Here is a 17,201-nt window from a genome sequence, read left to right as displayed (position 1 = left end):
ATTAGAATTAGGAGCTTATCAATGAAGAAAGAGATGATCCGCATCAAAGGTGCGAGAGAAAATAACTTAAAGAATATAGATCTGGAAGTGCCGAGAAACCAGTTTGTTGTATTTACAGGGCTGAGTGGTTCTGGAAAATCTTCTCTGGCATTTGATACGATTTATGCAGAAGGTCAGAGAAGATATATGGAATCGTTATCTTCTTATGCAAGACAGTTCTTGGGACAGATGGAGAAACCGGATGTAGACAGCATTGAGGGATTATCTCCTGCGATTTCTATTGATCAGAAGTCAACAAACAGAAACCCAAGATCTACAGTAGGAACTGTGACAGAGATTTATGATTATTTTCGATTACTGTACGCAAGAGTCGGAATCCCACATTGTCCAAAGTGTGGAAAACCGATCAGTAAGCAGACCGTAGATCAGATGGTAGACCGTCTGATGCAGTTAGAAGAACGTACAAGGATTCAGCTTCTGGCACCGATCGTTCGTGGAAGAAAAGGAGAACATGCAAAGGTTTTCCAGAATGCGAAGAAAAGTGGATATGTTCGTGTCAGAGTCGATGGCAATGTTTATGATCTGTCAGAGGACATTCCAATGGAGAAGAATAAGAAACATAACATTGAGATCGTGGTGGATCGTTTAGTGGTCAAACCTGGGATTGAAAAACGATTAACAGATTCTATCGAGACAACCTTAAATCTAGCCGATGGATTGATGATGGTTGATGTGATCGGTGGAGAAACCTTGAATTTCAGCCAGAGTTTTTCCTGCCCTGACTGTGATATCAGTATTGATGAAGTAGAGCCAAGAAGCTTTTCTTTCAATAATCCATTTGGAGCTTGTCCGGTATGCCATGGACTTGGATATAAGATGGAATTTGATGTAGATTTAATGATCCCTGACCAGAAGTTAAGTATTGCAGAAGGGGCGATCCAGGTCTTTGGATGGCAGTCATCAACGGATAAGAAGAGTTATACAAGAGCAATCTTAGATGCACTCGCAAGGGAATATCATTTTGATCTGGAAACACCATTTAAAGATTATCCACAGGAAGTAAAAGACGTTTTATTATATGGAACTGGTGGCAGAGAAGTCAAAGTCTATTATAAAGGACAGAGAGGCGAAGGTGTCTATGATGTGGCATTTGAAGGGATCATCAAGAATGTTGGAAGAAGATATCGTGAGGCATCTCAGAATATGAAAGCAGAATACGAGACATTTATGACGATCACACCTTGCGATGAATGTCATGGACAGCGATTAAAGCAGGAATCACTGGCGGTAACGGTTGCAGATAAGAATATTGCCGAGATGTGTGATATGTCAGTCGGGGAAATGGTTTCATTTTTAGAAACGATGGAATTAAGTGAACGCCAGAAACTGATCGGAGAACAGGTTTTAAAAGAGATTAAGGCAAGAATCGGATTCTTAAATGATGTAGGACTAGATTATCTGACGTTATCAAGGGCTACTGGAACATTATCTGGTGGAGAAGCGCAGCGAATCCGTCTGGCAACACAGATCGGTTCTGGATTAGTTGGAGTAGCTTATATCTTAGATGAGCCAAGTATCGGACTTCACCAGAGAGATAATGACAAACTGATTCGTACACTTAAGAATCTAAGGGATTTAGGAAATACACTGATCGTTGTAGAGCATGATGAAGATACGATGCTGGCAGCAGATTATATTGTAGATATCGGACCGAAAGCAGGAGAATATGGTGGAGAAGTTGTTGCAACGGGAACTGCAAAACAGATCATGAAGAATAAGAGGTCTATCACAGGAGCTTATTTAAGCGGAAAGATTAAGATCCCAGTACCACAAGTCAGAAGAAAACCATCAGGATTCCTAAAAGTAGTCGGGGCACAGGAGAATAATTTAAAGAATATTGATGTAGAAATCCCACTTGGAATTTTCACTTGTGTAACGGGAGTCTCTGGATCAGGAAAGAGTTCTTTAGTCAATCAGATTTTATACAAACGTCTGGCAAAAGAACTAAACAGGGCTAAGACGAAACCAGGACTACACAAAGACATCGAAGGATTTGACCAGTTAGATAAGATCATAGCGATTGACCAGTCACCGATCGGAAGAACACCAAGATCCAATCCTGCAACTTACACAGGAGTTTTTGATCAGATCAGAGATCTGTTTGCGATGACAAAAGATGCAAAAGCAAAAGGATACAATAAAGGAAGATTCAGTTTCAACAAGAAAGGCGGGCGATGCGAAGCCTGTGCAGGAGATGGTATCATCAAGATTGAGATGCACTTTTTACCAGATGTGTATGTCCCTTGTGAAGTATGTCATGGAAAACGATACAATAGAGAAACACTTGAAGTTAAATACAAGGGAAAGAGTATTTATGATGTTCTGAATATGACAGTGGAAGAAGCCTGTGATTTCTTCTCTAATATTCCATCGATCAGCCGTAAGATGGAGACATTAAGAGATGTTGGATTAGGATACATTCGATTAGGGCAGCCATCCACAGAATTATCAGGGGGAGAAGCACAGAGGATCAAACTGGCAGCAGAATTAAGCAAACGAAGTACAGGAAAGACCATCTATATCCTGGATGAGCCAACGACAGGACTTCATTTTGCAGATGTTCACAAACTGGTGGATATCCTTGCAAGACTGACAGAAGGTGGCAATACTGTGATTGTGATCGAGCATAATCTGGAAGTGATCAAGACTGCGGATTATATTATCGATATGGGACCAGAAGGTGGATCAGGCGGTGGAACAGTTGTTGCAGCAGGGACACCAGAAGAAATCTGCGAGGTTGAGAAATCTTATACTGGGCAGTATTTGAAAGGGATACTTAATCGATAAAAAATGATATCATGAGAGTAACAAACCGGAATTTGTGGAGGAGGAATTCTGTAATGAAATTTTTTGAAAATACCCGTAAGCCACAAGGCTTCGGCGGAAAATTGATGACGAAGATGATGAACAGCGGTCACGCCAAATTATCGCAATGGGGATTCTCAAATATCTCCGCGAAGTCTGATGCTGAAGTTCTGGACGTCGGCTGTGGCGGCGGAGCAAATATTGCGGTCTGGCTTGATAGATGTAGAAATGGCCACGTGACAGGAATGGATTATTCTGAGGTTAGTGTGGCAGAATCTCAAAAATTGAACGCCCTCGCCATTAAACAAGGGAAATGTAATGTAGTTCAAGGAGATGTATCTGCTATACCCTTTTCTGACGAGTCTTTTGATTATGTTTCTGCCTTCGAAACAGTTTACTTTTGGCCAGGATTAGTAAAATGCTTTTCCGAGGTCAACCGTGTGCTGAAAAGCGAAGGCATATTCCTGATTTGTAACGAGAGTGACGGAACGAATGCCGCAGATGAAAAATGGACAAAGATGATCAATGGTATGAAGATTTACACATCTAAACAACTTGTTGCCGCTTTGAAAGAAGCGGGTTTTACAGAGATCAAAACGTATTCAAATGCAAAAAATCATTGGATAAGTATTGTTGCAACGAAATAGCCAGATCCAAGTTTGTTGAATTCAAAAATTTAATATGAAATGTGAGATAGAGCGTATGGAAATAAACTATATGTTCTATTTTTTGTCTTTTCTTATTTGACTTGACAATTGGTAAAGATAATATAAAATAATAAATAACAATAATAAACAATAGATGATAAACAAAAAACAGAAACGGAGAGTTACATATGCTGTCAAAGTATGCTTCAGAAATTATAAAGATTTTAGTTCATCAAGATGACAAATTTATTACCAATGCACAGATTGCAAAAATGCTAAACGTTTCAGAAAGAAGCGTAAGTTCATATATGAATGAAGTAGCTCAGTATTGTGAAGAAAGAAATTATCATCTGATCCGAAAACGAGGAAAAGGAATCTGTTTGAGGTTAGGAGTGCATAAAGAAGAACTTGAACAGGAATTTCCAGAGAAAAATCTATGTATTGAGACGAGAGAATACAGGATCAGTTATATTATCCGAACATTGATCGAAAGTAAAGAACCATATACAGCAGCATTATTCGCAGATGAACTCTTCGTTTCAAAAGCAACGATCCGGACAGATATTGAAAAAGCAAACCAGAGTCTGGAAGCAGATCATATCAAAATTTATCAGACAACAGGGAGAGGAATTGAGATTAAAGGAAAAGAGTTTGATCTAAGAAGAGTTCTTGTAAGAGAAAATAGAAAAATAGTAATGGAAAAGGAAGACAGGATTACGGATGAAACATTTGCGGATTATCGGATCGAACCAGAGTTTTATGGAAGACTGGTGATACAGTATCGTAAAAAAAATGTTGATAAGGTGATTTATTGTGTACAGAGACTGGAAAGAAAAATTGCTTCGCAAATGAATGATTATACGTTTTGTATGGCGGTTGAATATATCTGCAATCAGATTAAACGATTAAAGAAGGAATGCTATTTAGAAGAAAATATGATCAACCGTCTAGGGCTTGTAGATGAAATCACAGAGTGGGCAGATTATCTGATTAATTATTTAAATCATGAATTTAAGATGAACATTGATCCAAGAGAAGGATTATATCTGTATATTTTATTGTTAGCAGTGGAAGTCCAAAACAGCAGCCGTATTGTAAATAAGAAATTTTTATTAGATAAAGAAATCCATATTCAGGATGTAACAGAGGATGTGATTGATTATATCTCATCTATTGTTGGTAAAAACTTTAAAGAAGATATGCTGCTAAAGACAAGTGTAGCATTATTTTTAAACAGTTCCCTTGTAAGAGTAAGATTTGGATTTCAGATCCATAACCCGTTTCTTGACGAAATCAAACAGCGATATCCAGCAATTTTTTCTGCATGCTTTACTTCTAGCCAGGTATATGAGAAATTGATCGGACAGTTCCCATCAGAAGATGATATTGCATATATGGCAGTTTTATTTGAAGGTGCGATGGAGGAGAAGAAAAGAAATATTAATACAGCCATTGTAGGAAGTGGTGGAATGGGAATGGGCCAGATTTTGGCAAGAAAAGTAGAAGATAAGATTCCAGAAATTAATGTAACATCTGTACTTCCGGCAAATTCGGCACATCTGATCGATGAAGATCAATATGATCTTGTAATAACAACAATTTCAAAATTAAAGATTCCACATCCATATGTTACGTATACAACACCGATCGTCAGCCAGCAAGATGTCTACCGGATTCAGAAAAAATGCCATCAGATGAAAGAGACAAAGAAAAATCATAACCAAGAATATACGATTAGTAGTCTGATCAAAAAAGAATTTATTCTGGTAGAAAAAGAAGTTATGAGTAAAGAGGAGATTCTCAAAAAAGGATGTGATCTATTATATAAAAATGGATATGTCAAACAAGGATTTTATGAAGATGTATTAAAAAGAGAAGAAATCAGTGCCTCCGTTCTCGGAGGCGGGGTTGCACTGCCACACGGAATGGCGAATCTGGTAATAAAACCAGCAGTTGTTGTCATGAAATGTGCACAAAGAACTGAATGGCAGGATGGTTGTGTGGATATCGTCTTTTTGCTGGCACTTAATTTTGAAGATATTCAGTCAACAAGGGCATTTTTCTCCTCATTTTATGAAATGACAATGGAGAAAAATACAACATATCTGATCAGAAAAGCAGAAACAGAGGAAGAAATCATGAATGTGATCATGAACAGTATGAATGAAACAGAAGAATAGATATTTTACATAAAAAATGGTATAATAACCATATTATGATAGGAGGATAGACATAAATGTTTGTAGAAGAACGACATCAGGAAATCTTACGTCTGTTAAATGAATATGAAAAAGTAAAAGTCAAAGAGTTAAGCAAACGATTTGAGGTTACAGAAGACTGTATTCGAAAAGATTTAGCGAGTATGGAAGCAAAGAATCTTTTAAAACGAACATATGGGGGAGCGGTTCTTCCAGATACTTTGCATCCGGGGCATACTAATATTGTATCAATAAGAAAAGATAAAAATATAAAAGAAAAAAGAATGATCGCAAAGAAAGCAGCGGAATTAATTCACGATGGAGATATGATCTTTCTTGACACATCCACAACGAATATCGAATTGGCACGAGAAATCATAGAACGCAGATTAGAAGTTACAGTTGTAAGCTGCATGCTTGATATTGCAGAAGTATTTACAGCAACAAAGAATGTAAAATTTATTCTTCTTGGAGGAGAATTTAATCGTTCTCAGAACGGATTTTTAGGGGAACTTGTGTTGCAGATGATGGAAAATTTCCGATTTGATATTTCTTTTATGGGAGTTGTAGGAGCAAATCTTTATGATAATGCGATCATGACCTATGTTCCTGAAGATGGAATTATGAAGCATAATGCTGTCAAGAAGAGCAGTAAGTGTTATCTTATGATGGAAAGTCACAAATTTGATTTTAAAGCAAATTATGTATATGCAACATTTGATGATGTAGATGGAGTAATCTGTGAGGATGGATTATCCAAAGAGATTCAGGATAAATTAGAAACATATCAGACGAAAATCATATAAAGAACTACGGGAGCGAAGAATTATTTTTTATTCTTTGCTCTTTTTTGGGTTAATTTTAAGAAAAAACAGAAAAACATCTTGAATAACAATAAAAAACAATATATAATAATAAAAAACGATAATAAAAGCGAAAAACAATAGAAAGGACAAATTCTATGGATGGATTATATCAGACACAGCGAATCAAAGATTTAAAAGATAAAATGTTATCAGAGCCAAGATACGCATCAATTGAGCAGGCACTGATCATTACAAAAACATATCAGGAGAATGAAGATGATCCAAAGATCATACAGAGAGCAAAATCATTAAAAGCAGCCTTAGAGCAGATGGAGATTCGTGTAGAACCTGAAGAACTGATCGTTGGAAATCGTACAGCCGGAGTTCGTTATGGAGTTGTATTTCCAGAGAGTGGTAGCACATGGGTAGATAAAGAATTTGAAACACTCCCAACAAGACCACAGGACCGTTTCAATGTACATCAAGAAGATATTGAGACATTCCGTAAGGTCATCAAACCATACTGGGAAGGAAAATCCTTAGAAGATGTCCTGAATCAGAGATATGGAAAAGAGATCAACGAGATCGCCAAAGTTGTAAAGATCAACCAGAAAGACCACGCACAAGGACATATCTGTCCAGATTGTGTCAAATGGTTGAAGATGGGACCGCAGGGACTACTTGATCAAGCAGAAGAAAAACTAAAGATATGTAAAGAAGGACAGAAAGACTTCTATGAAAGTGTTAAGATCGTCATGGAAGGAGCGAAACACTTTATGGTCCGTTATCATGACCTGATCATGGACATGGCAGAAAATGAATTAGATGAAACAAGAAAACAAACCATGATCAAAGTAGCTCAAAACTGTAAGAATATTTCTGAACGTCCAGTACAGACATTTCATGAAGCAGTACAGTCTACATGGTTCTTGTTTGTAATTTTACAGATGGAATCCAATGCATCTTCATTTTCACCAGGAAGATTAGACAGACATTTAGAAGCTTATTATGAAAAAGATATCAAAGAAGGAAACTTAGATAAACAGCAGGCGTTAGAGATCATCGAATGTTTATGGTTGAAATTTAATGAGATCGTATATATGAGAAACTCTCACGGAGCAAAATATTTTGCAGGATTCCCGATTGGATTTAATATTGCGATCGGCGGTCAGGATGAGAATGGAAATGATACATATAATGATTTATCATTCTTGTTCTTAGAAGCTCAGAAACATTTAGGACTTCCACAACCAAACCTTTCCGTAAGACTTCACGAAGGAACGTCGGACGAATTATTAAAAGAAGCAGTCAGAGTCGTAGCCAAAGGAAGCGGAATGCCACAGTTCTTCAATGACAAGGCAGTCATTCCATCCATTCAGGAATTAGGAATCGAAGAAAAAGATGCAAGAGATTATGCGATCGTTGGATGCGTGGAATTAACAACGCAGGGAAATAACCTTGGATGGAGTGATTCTGCAATGTTTAACTTAAATAAAGCATTAGAAGTGGCATTGACAGGAGGAATCTGTCTCTTAACCGGAGAAAAGATCGCACCAGATTATGGAAACCTTGAAACGTACGAGACATTTGAAGAGTTGGAAGCAGCATTCAAGAAACAAATTGATTATTTCATGGATAAGATGCTTCTTGCATGCGAAGAAGTAGAGAAAGCTCATATTGATCTTTTGCCATCTCCATTCTTATCAGCATCCATTGAAAACTGTATGGAAAATGGAATGGATGTCACAGCAGGCGGTGCAAAATACAATTTATCCGGAATTCAGATGATTCAGGTTGCAAATCTTGCAGACAGTCTTGTCGCAATCAAGCAGCTGGTGTATGATGAAAAAAAGTGCACACAAAAAGAAATGCTTGATGCATTAAAGAACAATTTTGAAGGATATGAAATCTTAAGAGCAATGTGCGTTAATAAGGTTCCGAAGTACGGAAATGACATCGATGAAGTTGACAAACAGGGAACAAAATGGGCAGATTACTTCAAGAATCGATTAAGAACATTTAAAAACTATCGAAAAGGTCCATATCATACAGGAATGTATACCGTATCAGCCCATGTGCCAATGGGTGAAAATGTAGGCGCAACTCCAGATGGAAGATATGCGAAGGAACCATTAGCAGATGGAGGAATGTCACCTGTTTACGGAAGAGATATCAAAGGACCAACAGCCGTATTAAAATCCGTATCCAAACTAGATAAGACACTTACAACCAATGGCGGATTATTAAATATGAAATTCCTTCCTGAATTTTTCAAGACAGAGACAGGAATTGATAAGTTTGCAAATTTCTTAAGAACATTTGTAGATCTTGAGATTCCACATATCCAGTTTAACGTAGTAAGAAAAGAAGACTTGCTCGCAGCAAAGAAGAATCCAGAGCAATACCGCGGATTGACCGTCAGAGTTGCGGGTTACACAGCCTACTTTACAGAGCTTGCTGATGAACTGCAAAATGAGATCATCGCAAGAACAAGTTATGGAGATATTTAAGATGACAGGAAAAGTATTTGATATTCGCAGATTTTCAACGCATGATGGAGACGGAATCCGTACCACAGTATTTTTAAAAGGATGTCCGTTAAAATGTGTCTGGTGTCAGAATCCAGAAGGAATTTCAATCCGCAAAAGACCAATTTATTTTGAAAACCGCTGCATACATTGTAAGACGTGTATTGCAAAATCAAAAAATCAGGGCGTTACGATGGAAAATGACCAGATACACATTCATCCAAACAGAAATGAAAACTGGAATACCATCATTGATTGGTGTCCAACGGGAGCAATTGCCATGGATTCCAGAGAGATGAGCGTAGAAATGGTTATGGAAGAGATCCGTAAAGATAAATCATTCTATCGTTATGGAAATGGAGGGGTTACGATCTCAGGAGGGGAACCGTTATTACAGTGGAAGTTTACAAAAGAGCTGTTAAAAGCATGCAAAAAAGAAGGAATCCATACCGCGATCGAGACATCCTTATATGCAGATCAGGAAGTGATCAAAGAGATCCTTCCATATTTAGACCGGATTTTTGCAGACTTTAAATTAGTAACAGAGAAAGATCATATGCATTACACTGGAGTTTCAAATCAAAAGATCAAGGATAATATCAGATACTTATTAGAGACATCAAATAGAGACAAGGTCATCATAAGAACACCGATGATTCCAGGAATGACCGCAACAAAAGATAACATCAAGGGAATTGCAAAATATTTAAATGGGATCTATCAGTATGTTTCCTATGAGATCTTAAACTACAATCCACTGGCAGAAGCAAAATATCACTTGGTAGATAGAGAATATTGTTTTGAAGAAAATCCAAAACTATACACAAAAGAACAGATGCAGGAATTTAAAAGCTGGGCAGTCGAAGGTGGATTAGAAAATATTATTATTGAATCATAAAAAATGAATATATATAAGGAGTAAAACTATGAAATTTATTATCGATGATGCAAATGTAGAAGCAATCAAAAACTTATACGAATTCTTCCCAGTAGAAGGGGTAACAACAAATCCTTCAATCTTAGCAAAAGCAAAAAAGCATCCATATGAAGTATTAGGAGAGATCAGAGAGATTATCGGAGCAGATGCAGATCTTCACGTGCAGGTTGTATCTAAAAAAGCAGAAGATATGGTTCGTGAAGCAAAGGTAATCTGCGAAAAATTAGGACAGAATACATATGTAAAAGTTCCAACAACAAGAGAAGGCTTAAAAGCTATGAAAGCTTTATCAAAAGAAGGAATTAAAATTACAGCAACAGCAATTTACACACCAATGCAGGCATATCTTGCAGGAAAAGCAGGAGCAGATTATGCAGCACCATATGTAAACAGAATTGATAACTTAGGAGCAAATGGTGTCGAAGCAGCAAAGAAAATCCATGATATCTTCAAAAATAATGGATTAAAGACAGAAGTACTTGCAGCAAGCTTCAAAAACTCTCAGCAGGTATTAGAATTATGTGAATACGGAATCGGTGCAGCCACAATCGCTCCAGATGTTATCGAAGGATTGATCAAGAATGCATCTGTAACAAGCGCGGTTGAAGCATTTACAAGTGATTTTGAAGGTCTATGCGGTAAAGGAAAGACAATGGAAAACTGCTAACATCAGGGTTTCAAAATAATAAAAATAATAAAAACGAGAAAGAAGATTGTCGAGAATAATATTCGACAGTCTTCTTTTTTTTGCTTGGATAAGCTTTAAGAGAAGATTAGGAGAATGGTTATTTGATAATTGCGGTTACACAACTGCAAAAACAGAATTTTAAAAGGATTGATATAGGAAATTTGCAGTTGAACAACTGCAAAACTTAAATAAAGCACATATTGAAAAACAATAAAAAACGAGATAAAATAATATCAAACAAATGAAAAAGTAATAAGAAAGGGGATAAAATGAGTAAAGAACTAATCGCAAATGACATCATTTTATTTGATCTAGAAGCAGAAACAAAACAGGAAATTATTGAGAAACTTACTGATGCAATGGATAAGGATGGAAGACTTGAAGATAAAGACAAATATATGGCAGACGTTCTTGCAAGAGAAGAATCTTCATCAACAGCGATCGGATTTGAAACAGCAACACCACATGCAAAATCAACAAGTGTAAAAGAACCATCTTTAGCATTTGCCAGATTAAAACATCCAATCAAATGGGATGATGAAGAAGTTAGTATGATCTTCCAGATTGCAGTACCATCTCCAGGACAGGGAGACAGACATTTGGAGATCTTATCAAAATTGTTCAGAAATCTTGTCTATGATTCATTCAGAGATCAGATGTTACAGGCAACAACAAAAGAAGAAATTGTTGATATTTTAAAAGAGTTTTAAATATATAGAAAAGGAGAACAAATATGGAAAAACAAGAAAATGAATTAATTGGAATCTTGAAAAATACAAGAGCACATTTGATGAATGGTGTATCTTATATGATTCCAGTTGTAGTAGGTGGAGGAATTCTTTGCGCAATCTCTATGATGATCAATGGAGGATCAGCATCCGTTCCAGATTCAGGATTTGCAGCACAGTTATGGACGATCGGTGCTTCTGGATTAACATTAATGGTAGCAGTATTCTCAGCATTCATCGCAATGTCAATCGCAGACAGACCTGGATTTGCACCTGGTTTATTAGGCGGTTACTTATCATCACAGGTTGGAGCTGGTTTCCTTGGAGGTATCGTAACAGGTCTTGTAGCAGGTATCGTATGTTACTACTTAAAGAAATTACCATTACCTAAATCTGTACAGTCATTAAAATCTATCATCATCATTCCGATTCTTGGATTACTTGTTACAGGTGGATTGATGGTATGTGTACTTGGAGGTCCTTTAGCAGCAGTTAATACAGGATTAACAACCTGGTTAACACATATGAGTGATGGATCAAAAGTAGTATTAGGTATCATCGTTGGATGTATGATCGCATTTGACCTTGGAGGTCCAGTAAATAAAGTAGCATATAGTATGATGGCAGTAGCAATCGGAGCTGGAGCTTATGATTATGCAGCAGCCGCAGCGATCGCAATTGCAATCCCACCAATGGGATCAGGATTATCTTCTCTATTATTAAAGAAGAAATTCACAGAAGAAGAAAGAGGAGCTGGAGTTTCATCTATCATCTTAGGATGTGTTGGAATTACAGAAGGAGCAATCTCTTACGCAGCCGCTGACCCATTACATATGATTCCGATCAACATGATCAGTTCAGCAGTTGCAGCAACAATTTCTTACTTGGTAGGTGCAGGATGTGCAGCTTCATGGGGAGGATTGATCGTATTACCAGTATGTACAAATCGTATTGGATATGTATTAGCAATAGCAGCAGGTGTTGCAGTTCATGTCGTATTATGTAAATTATTAAAGAAAGATGTTTCAGAAACAGAGCAGCCATCAGAAAGTGATGACGACGATGTAGAAATCGATCTTGAATTTTAAGAAATCATATAGAACAATAAATGAAGCAAAGGAGATAGAGTTATGAAATTTTTAGCAGTAACAGCGTGTCCATCAGGAGTGGCACACACATATATGGCAGCAGAAGCAATTGAAAAAGCATGCAGAGAAAGAGGAATCGAAGTAAAAGTAGAAACTCAGGGATCTATCGGAATTGAAAACGAGATTACAGCAGATGATGTAAAAGATGCAGATATCGTTATCTTAACAAAAGATATGCCAATCAAAAATGAAGAAAAATTCGGAGATCTTCCAAAAGCAAGAATTGCAATCAGTGATGCAGTAAAAAAAGCAGATGCCATCGTAGAAAAACTAGAAGCAACTTTAAATGCCAAAAATAATAGATAATGATCATTTGAAGATCAAATGAAAAAGTGAAATGCACGGTCAAATTCGGCGGATGCATTTCACTTTTTCTGTTTGCAAAATAAAATAATCTTTATATTATGTTTCTAATTGTTTTCCTAGAAAATCAGAAGCGATTTTGGCAATTTTAAACTCCTGATCATCTAATTTATCTTCAATAGAAAGAATACATACAAATCCAACGGCTTCACTTTCTGCAATGATCGTAGAAAGACACACATAGCGAAATACCTCTGGAAAGTCCAAGATCAGAGGAAAGAAATCTTCTTTTTCACGGTCCATCAATATATGTTTTCGATCTATCAAAGCTTCTTCAGCTTTTTCATCTAATAATTTTCCAATTAGTTTTTTGGCATTTGGTCCGGCAGCAGCGATCACACAGTCTTGATCACAAATACAGATCGTATGTGGAATCTGAGTAGCGATCGATTCTGCATATAGCTGCGCACTGTTTCCTAGTTCACCGATCGGGGAATATTTCTTTAAAATGATATCGCCGTCCCTCTCTGTAAATATCTCCAAAGGATCGCTTTCTCTGATATGCATGGTTTTTCGTATTTCTTTTGGTATAACGATCCGGCCAAGGTCATCAATTCTTCGTATAATACCTGTAGCTTTCATTCTTAAGATCCTCCATATTCATTGGTTTTCGTGTATGCTTGTAGTATTTGTAAAATCATTGGTTTTATACCCGGATTATGGTATAATATTTCATTAACAGAGAAAAGGTAAGGAGAATCAAGATGAAATTTCATACACAATTAAAAGCGAAAGATATTTTTAAATTTTCATTAGCATACACGTATTCCGGAGTACAGGCGATTTTGACGATTTTTATGCTGGGAGTCGGAGCATATATGATCGTCCACGGAATCGGTCAGCCAGAAGGACAGACGAATATTATTTTTGGTGTAGTTGTTATTGCATTATTTGTTGTCATTAATCCACTGATGATATATGTAAAAGCAAAGAAACAGGCAATTGAGAATCCAGTATACAAGAATCCAACGTACTACACTTTACGAGATGATGGTATTTTTGTAGAGCTAGGAGAAGAAAGTGCGACGATTGAGTGGAACAGAGTTTATAAGATCACACATTTTATGGGGCTGACATTATTGTATACAGGAAAACAGCAGGCATTTGTGTTTCCAGATTATGAACTTGGTGATGACAGAGAAAAGATGTTAGATTATATGAAAGAACACATCAAAGAAGCAAGAAAGAAGGCTGTTCAGACACAGACAGATGGAGGAGATATTTCAAAATATTCCAAGGCATCTACAGAAACTGAGCGGGAAGAGACAGAAGTATCGGAATCAGAAGTTCAAGAGAATTCAGAAGGAGAAGAATAGAAAATGATCGTACAAAGTTTTTGTGCAGAAGATACGTATGAGATCGGAAAGAAGATCGGACAGGAGGCACAGCCTGGACAGGTGATCTGTTTATATGGAGATCTTGGGGTTGGTAAGACTGTATTTACAAAAGGGTTGGCAGATGGACTTGGTATCACAGAACCAATTCAGAGTCCGACTTTTACGATCGTAAGAGAATATGAAGAGGGAAGGCTTCCACTATATCATTTTGATGTTTATCGTATTGGTGATATTGAAGAGATGGACGAGATCGGATATGAGGATTATGTTTATGGAGAAGGAGTCTGTCTGATCGAATGGGCAAATCTGATCGAGGAGATTCTGCCAGATCATTATCAAAAGATTACGATCCGTAAAGATTTAGAAAAAGGATTTGACTATCGAGAGATTGAAATGGAGGAACAATAGATGAAATTATTAGTACTGGACAGCTCTGGTCTGGTAGCTTCTGTGGCATTGATCGAAGATGATCAGTTGATCGCAGAGTATACGACTGGAAATAAATTAACACATTCTCAGACGTTACTTCCGATGTTAGATGAAGTAATCAAGAGAACATCCTTTGAGATAGAAGATATTGATGCGGTTGCGGTAGCAAAAGGACCAGGTTCTTTTACGGGACTTCGCATTGGTGCAGCAACAGCCAAAGGATTAGGGCTGGCACTGGATAAACCGATCATTCCTGTGCCAACTGTAGATGGGCTTGCATATCAGTTATTTGGAACGTCCATGATCATTTGTCCAATGATGGATGCCAGAAGAAAACAAGTGTATACAGGATTTTACCGATTTGAAGGCAGTGAAATGAAAGTCTTAAAGGAACAATGTGCCCAGAGTGTAGAAGATACTTTGATACAGTTGAGGGAATACAATGAACCAGTTGTATTCCTTGGGGATGGCGTACCAGTATATAAAGAAGAAATCTTAGAGAAGATGGGTGATCTGGCAATTTTTGCTCCAGCACATGCAAACCGCCAGAGAGCAGCAGCAGTCGGAACGTTAGCACAAGTATATTTTGCACAGGGAATTTATGAAAGTGCAGACGAATTTGTGCCAGAATATTTAAGAAAATCTCAGGCTGAACGAGAGAGAGAAGAGAGGCTTCATGGACAAAAGTAGTATAACAGCCAGAGAATGGCATGTGAGGAAAGCACTTCCAGAAGATCTTCCGATGATCGCAGAGATAGAAAAACTTTCTTTTCACAGACCATGGAGTTTCGATAGTATTGAGTCTTTCTATTATCGTAAAACTAGTGATATTTATGTATGGAGAGACAGAAATCGTATTAGTGGATATATAATTGCTGAGCATGTGTTAGATCAGGCAGAATTACATAGGATCGCAATGATTCCATTTATAAGGAAAATGGGAATTGGCACATTGTTGTTTCATGAGTTCAGACGAAGGTATCAGGAGATAGGGGTAGACACGATCTATTTGGAGGTCAGAGAATCAAACGAAGCAGCGTATCAGTTTTATTTAAAGAATGGATTTGAAGAATATGGACGCAGAGCAAAGTATTATAAGGATCCAATCGAGGATGCGATCTTAATGTTTTGTGAAATTTCAACAGATGACCAATCATTTCCACTGGATTCTTCAGAAACGCCCGTTTATAATGATGAGCGTAAGGAGGAGAATGAGATGAAATGTAATGCATGTGGACAGTTATTAAACAATAAAACAGATTATATAGAAGTTAAAAAAGAATGGGGGTATTTCTCAAACAAAGATACGCAGATTCATGAATTTAAGATTTGTGAGAGATGTTACGATCGTATCGTAAAACAATTTGAGATTTCTCCAAAGGTAACAGAGAAGAGTGAGATATTATCATAAAAGGTGATTTATGTTAGATGTATGTTTACTTGGAACCGGTGGAATGATGCCGCTTCCATATAGAAAGTTGACCGCATGTATGACAAGATTCAACGGGCATAGTCTGTTGATCGACTGCGGGGAGGGAACACAGGTAGGAATTAAAGAGAGGGGCTGGAGTGTTAAACCATTAGATGCGATCTGTTTTACACATTTTCATGCAGATCATATCAGTGGACTTCCAGGACTTCTTTTAACACTTGGAAATGCAGAACGAACAGAACCTCTTTTGATCATAGGACCAAAAGGCGTAGAAAGGGTTGTGAATTCACTGCGCGTGATCGCACCAGAACTTCCATTTCCAATCGAATTTTATGAATTAAATGAGAAAGAGCACGTTATTGAGATGGATGGCTATAAAATAGAAGCTTTCTATGTAAAACATAATGTGCCTTGTTATGGCTATAATATGATCATCCCAAGAGCTGGGAAGTTTGATCCTGTAAAGGCAAAGGAAAATGACATCCCAATGAAATACTGGAACAGGCTTCAAAAGGGAGAAACTGTGACAAGTGAAGATGGTCGTGTACTTACAAGTGATATGATCTTAGGAAGTCCTAGATCTGGAATTAAATTGACATATTGTACGGATACAAGACCAGTCCAGACAATTTCTGAACACGCAAAGAATGCAGATTTATTTATTTGTGAAGGAATGTATGGAGAAGAAGGAAAAGAAAAGAAAGCAAGAGAATATAAACACATGACATTTTACGAAGCTGCGCATCTTGCAAAAGAAGCAGATGTAAAACAGATGTGGTTAACTCATTATAGTCCGTCATTAGTCCGGGCAGAAGAATTTATGGGGAAAGTGAAGTCGATTTTCCCTAGAGCAAAAGCTGGAAAAGACGGTAAGACGATAACTTTAGATTTTCAGGAAGAATAGGAGAATACGATGAGCGATAAGATTAAGATTCTGGCAATCGAATCTTCCTGCGATGAGACAGCGGCAGCAGTTGTAGAGGATGGAAGATGTGTAAAATCCAATATCATTTCATCTCAGATCGAACTGCATAAGCTATATGGCGGTGTTGTCCCTGAGATTGCCTCAAGAAAACATGTAGAGAAAGTGAACTT

The 17,201-nt window shown here is 37.3% G+C and carries 17 protein-coding genes (1 of these 17 running past the window's edge); 16 read left to right on the top strand and 1 reads right to left on the bottom strand.

What is annotated here, in order from left to right; translation table 11 throughout:
* The first annotated feature begins 21 nt into the window (after positions 1–21).
* The 10 genes from uvrA to QUE18_RS11795 all read left to right on the top strand — a co-directional run bounded on the left by uvrA (position 22) and on the right by QUE18_RS11795 (position 12,851).
* Positions 22–2,847, top strand: a complete 2,826-nt coding sequence (uvrA, locus tag QUE18_RS11840) for an excinuclease ABC subunit UvrA (protein WP_009202733.1) — start codon at positions 22–24, stop codon at positions 2,845–2,847.
* A 53-nt stretch (positions 2,848–2,900) separates the two neighbouring features.
* Positions 2,901–3,512 carry a class I SAM-dependent methyltransferase gene (locus QUE18_RS11835; RefSeq protein ID WP_009202734.1) on the top strand — a complete coding sequence of 204 codons (612 nt, stop codon included), beginning with the start codon at positions 2,901–2,903 and terminating at the stop codon, positions 3,510–3,512.
* Between the two features lie 188 nt (positions 3,513–3,700).
* Positions 3,701–5,692: a BglG family transcription antiterminator gene (locus QUE18_RS11830; RefSeq protein WP_009202735.1), complete on the top strand. Its 1,992-nt coding sequence runs from the start codon at positions 3,701–3,703 to the stop codon at positions 5,690–5,692.
* A gap of 56 nt (positions 5,693–5,748) precedes the next feature.
* Positions 5,749–6,516 (top strand): DeoR/GlpR family DNA-binding transcription regulator, encoded by a 768-nt coding sequence (locus tag QUE18_RS11825; RefSeq protein WP_009202736.1) that lies wholly within the window; start codon positions 5,749–5,751, stop codon positions 6,514–6,516.
* 155 nt (positions 6,517–6,671) lie between these two features.
* Positions 6,672–9,026, top strand: coding sequence for a glycyl radical protein (locus tag QUE18_RS11820; RefSeq protein ID WP_009202737.1), 2,355 nt, complete (start codon positions 6,672–6,674; stop codon positions 9,024–9,026).
* On the top strand, positions 9,013–9,942 hold the full coding sequence (locus QUE18_RS11815; protein WP_009202738.1) for a glycyl-radical enzyme activating protein: 930 nt from the start codon (positions 9,013–9,015) through the stop codon (positions 9,940–9,942). The genes QUE18_RS11820 and QUE18_RS11815 overlap by 14 nt, the downstream gene beginning before the upstream one ends.
* Positions 9,943–9,970: 28 nt before the next feature.
* Positions 9,971–10,648, top strand: a complete 678-nt coding sequence (locus tag QUE18_RS11810) for a fructose-6-phosphate aldolase (protein WP_009202739.1) — start codon at positions 9,971–9,973, stop codon at positions 10,646–10,648.
* Positions 10,649–10,938: 290 nt separating this feature from the next.
* On the top strand, positions 10,939–11,379 hold the full coding sequence (locus QUE18_RS11805) for a PTS sugar transporter subunit IIA (RefSeq protein ID WP_009202740.1): 441 nt from the start codon (positions 10,939–10,941) through the stop codon (positions 11,377–11,379).
* A gap of 23 nt (positions 11,380–11,402) precedes the next feature.
* Entirely contained in the window at positions 11,403–12,485 is a 1,083-nt protein-coding gene (locus QUE18_RS11800; RefSeq protein ID WP_009202741.1) for a PTS fructose transporter subunit EIIC, read from the top strand.
* Between the two features lie 42 nt (positions 12,486–12,527).
* Positions 12,528–12,851, top strand: a complete 324-nt coding sequence (locus QUE18_RS11795; protein WP_009202742.1) for a PTS fructose-like transporter subunit IIB — start codon at positions 12,528–12,530, stop codon at positions 12,849–12,851.
* A gap of 96 nt (positions 12,852–12,947) precedes the next feature.
* On the opposite strand, the gene QUE18_RS11790 is transcribed toward QUE18_RS11795, so the two are convergent.
* Complete coding sequence (locus QUE18_RS11790; RefSeq protein WP_009202743.1) at positions 12,948–13,490, bottom strand: stage V sporulation T C-terminal domain-containing protein; 543 nt, start codon at positions 13,488–13,490, stop codon at positions 12,948–12,950.
* Positions 13,491–13,612: 122 nt separating this feature from the next.
* Here QUE18_RS11790 and QUE18_RS11785 point away from each other — a divergent pair, with 122 nt between their 5' ends.
* The 6 genes in view from QUE18_RS11785 to tsaD are tightly spaced (at most 10 nt apart) and all read left to right on the top strand, a layout consistent with a single transcriptional unit that may run on beyond the window.
* Positions 13,613–14,224 (top strand): YcxB family protein, encoded by a 612-nt coding sequence (locus QUE18_RS11785; protein ID WP_009202745.1) that lies wholly within the window; start codon positions 13,613–13,615, stop codon positions 14,222–14,224.
* A gap of 3 nt (positions 14,225–14,227) precedes the next feature.
* Entirely contained in the window at positions 14,228–14,653 is a 426-nt protein-coding gene (gene tsaE / locus QUE18_RS11780) for a tRNA (adenosine(37)-N6)-threonylcarbamoyltransferase complex ATPase subunit type 1 TsaE (RefSeq protein WP_008391733.1), read from the top strand.
* Positions 14,654–15,364: a tRNA (adenosine(37)-N6)-threonylcarbamoyltransferase complex dimerization subunit type 1 TsaB gene (tsaB, locus tag QUE18_RS11775; protein ID WP_008391734.1), complete on the top strand. Its 711-nt coding sequence runs from the start codon at positions 14,654–14,656 to the stop codon at positions 15,362–15,364. It begins immediately after the preceding gene.
* Positions 15,351–16,085: a ribosomal protein S18-alanine N-acetyltransferase gene (rimI, locus tag QUE18_RS11770; protein WP_009202746.1), complete on the top strand. Its 735-nt coding sequence runs from the start codon at positions 15,351–15,353 to the stop codon at positions 16,083–16,085. The genes tsaB and rimI overlap by 14 nt, the downstream gene beginning before the upstream one ends.
* A 10-nt stretch (positions 16,086–16,095) precedes the next feature.
* Positions 16,096–17,010: a ribonuclease Z gene (locus QUE18_RS11765; RefSeq protein WP_009202747.1), complete on the top strand. Its 915-nt coding sequence runs from the start codon at positions 16,096–16,098 to the stop codon at positions 17,008–17,010.
* Between the two features lie 9 nt (positions 17,011–17,019).
* Positions 17,020–17,201 carry the 5' portion of a tRNA (adenosine(37)-N6)-threonylcarbamoyltransferase complex transferase subunit TsaD gene (gene tsaD, locus QUE18_RS11760; protein ID WP_009202748.1) on the top strand. The gene runs 847 nt beyond the window's last position, so 182 of the gene's 1,029 nt are visible here — the first part of the coding sequence; the start codon lies at positions 17,020–17,022; its stop codon lies off the right edge, out of view.

The organism is Anaerostipes hadrus ATCC 29173 = JCM 17467 (assembly GCF_030296915.1).
Lineage (GTDB): Bacteria > Bacillota > Clostridia > Lachnospirales > Lachnospiraceae > Anaerostipes > Anaerostipes hadrus.
This window is presented reverse-complemented; position numbering and strand designations above follow the sequence as displayed.

What these genes read in the sequence shown, in the direction of transcription:
- uvrA (WP_009202733.1), top strand. Translation starts at nt 22, where the DNA reads ATGAAGAAAGAGATGATCCGCATCAAAGGTGCGAGAGAAAATAACTTA.
- QUE18_RS11835 (WP_009202734.1), top strand. Translation starts at nt 2,901, where the DNA reads ATGAAATTTTTTGAAAATACCCGTAAGCCACAAGGCTTCGGCGGAAAA.
- QUE18_RS11830 (WP_009202735.1), top strand. Translation starts at nt 3,701, where the DNA reads ATGCTGTCAAAGTATGCTTCAGAAATTATAAAGATTTTAGTTCATCAA.
- QUE18_RS11825 (WP_009202736.1), top strand. Translation starts at nt 5,749, where the DNA reads ATGTTTGTAGAAGAACGACATCAGGAAATCTTACGTCTGTTAAATGAA.
- QUE18_RS11820 (WP_009202737.1), top strand. Translation starts at nt 6,672, where the DNA reads ATGGATGGATTATATCAGACACAGCGAATCAAAGATTTAAAAGATAAA.
- QUE18_RS11815 (WP_009202738.1), top strand. Translation starts at nt 9,013, where the DNA reads ATGGAGATATTTAAGATGACAGGAAAAGTATTTGATATTCGCAGATTT.
- QUE18_RS11810 (WP_009202739.1), top strand. Translation starts at nt 9,971, where the DNA reads ATGAAATTTATTATCGATGATGCAAATGTAGAAGCAATCAAAAACTTA.
- QUE18_RS11805 (WP_009202740.1), top strand. Translation starts at nt 10,939, where the DNA reads ATGAGTAAAGAACTAATCGCAAATGACATCATTTTATTTGATCTAGAA.
- QUE18_RS11800 (WP_009202741.1), top strand. Translation starts at nt 11,403, where the DNA reads ATGGAAAAACAAGAAAATGAATTAATTGGAATCTTGAAAAATACAAGA.
- QUE18_RS11795 (WP_009202742.1), top strand. Translation starts at nt 12,528, where the DNA reads ATGAAATTTTTAGCAGTAACAGCGTGTCCATCAGGAGTGGCACACACA.
- QUE18_RS11790 (WP_009202743.1), bottom strand. Translation starts at nt 13,490, where the DNA reads ATGAAAGCTACAGGTATTATACGAAGAATTGATGACCTTGGCCGGATC.
- QUE18_RS11785 (WP_009202745.1), top strand. Translation starts at nt 13,613, where the DNA reads ATGAAATTTCATACACAATTAAAAGCGAAAGATATTTTTAAATTTTCA.
- tsaE (WP_008391733.1), top strand. Translation starts at nt 14,228, where the DNA reads ATGATCGTACAAAGTTTTTGTGCAGAAGATACGTATGAGATCGGAAAG.
- tsaB (WP_008391734.1), top strand. Translation starts at nt 14,654, where the DNA reads ATGAAATTATTAGTACTGGACAGCTCTGGTCTGGTAGCTTCTGTGGCA.
- rimI (WP_009202746.1), top strand. Translation starts at nt 15,351, where the DNA reads ATGGACAAAAGTAGTATAACAGCCAGAGAATGGCATGTGAGGAAAGCA.
- QUE18_RS11765 (WP_009202747.1), top strand. Translation starts at nt 16,096, where the DNA reads ATGTTAGATGTATGTTTACTTGGAACCGGTGGAATGATGCCGCTTCCA.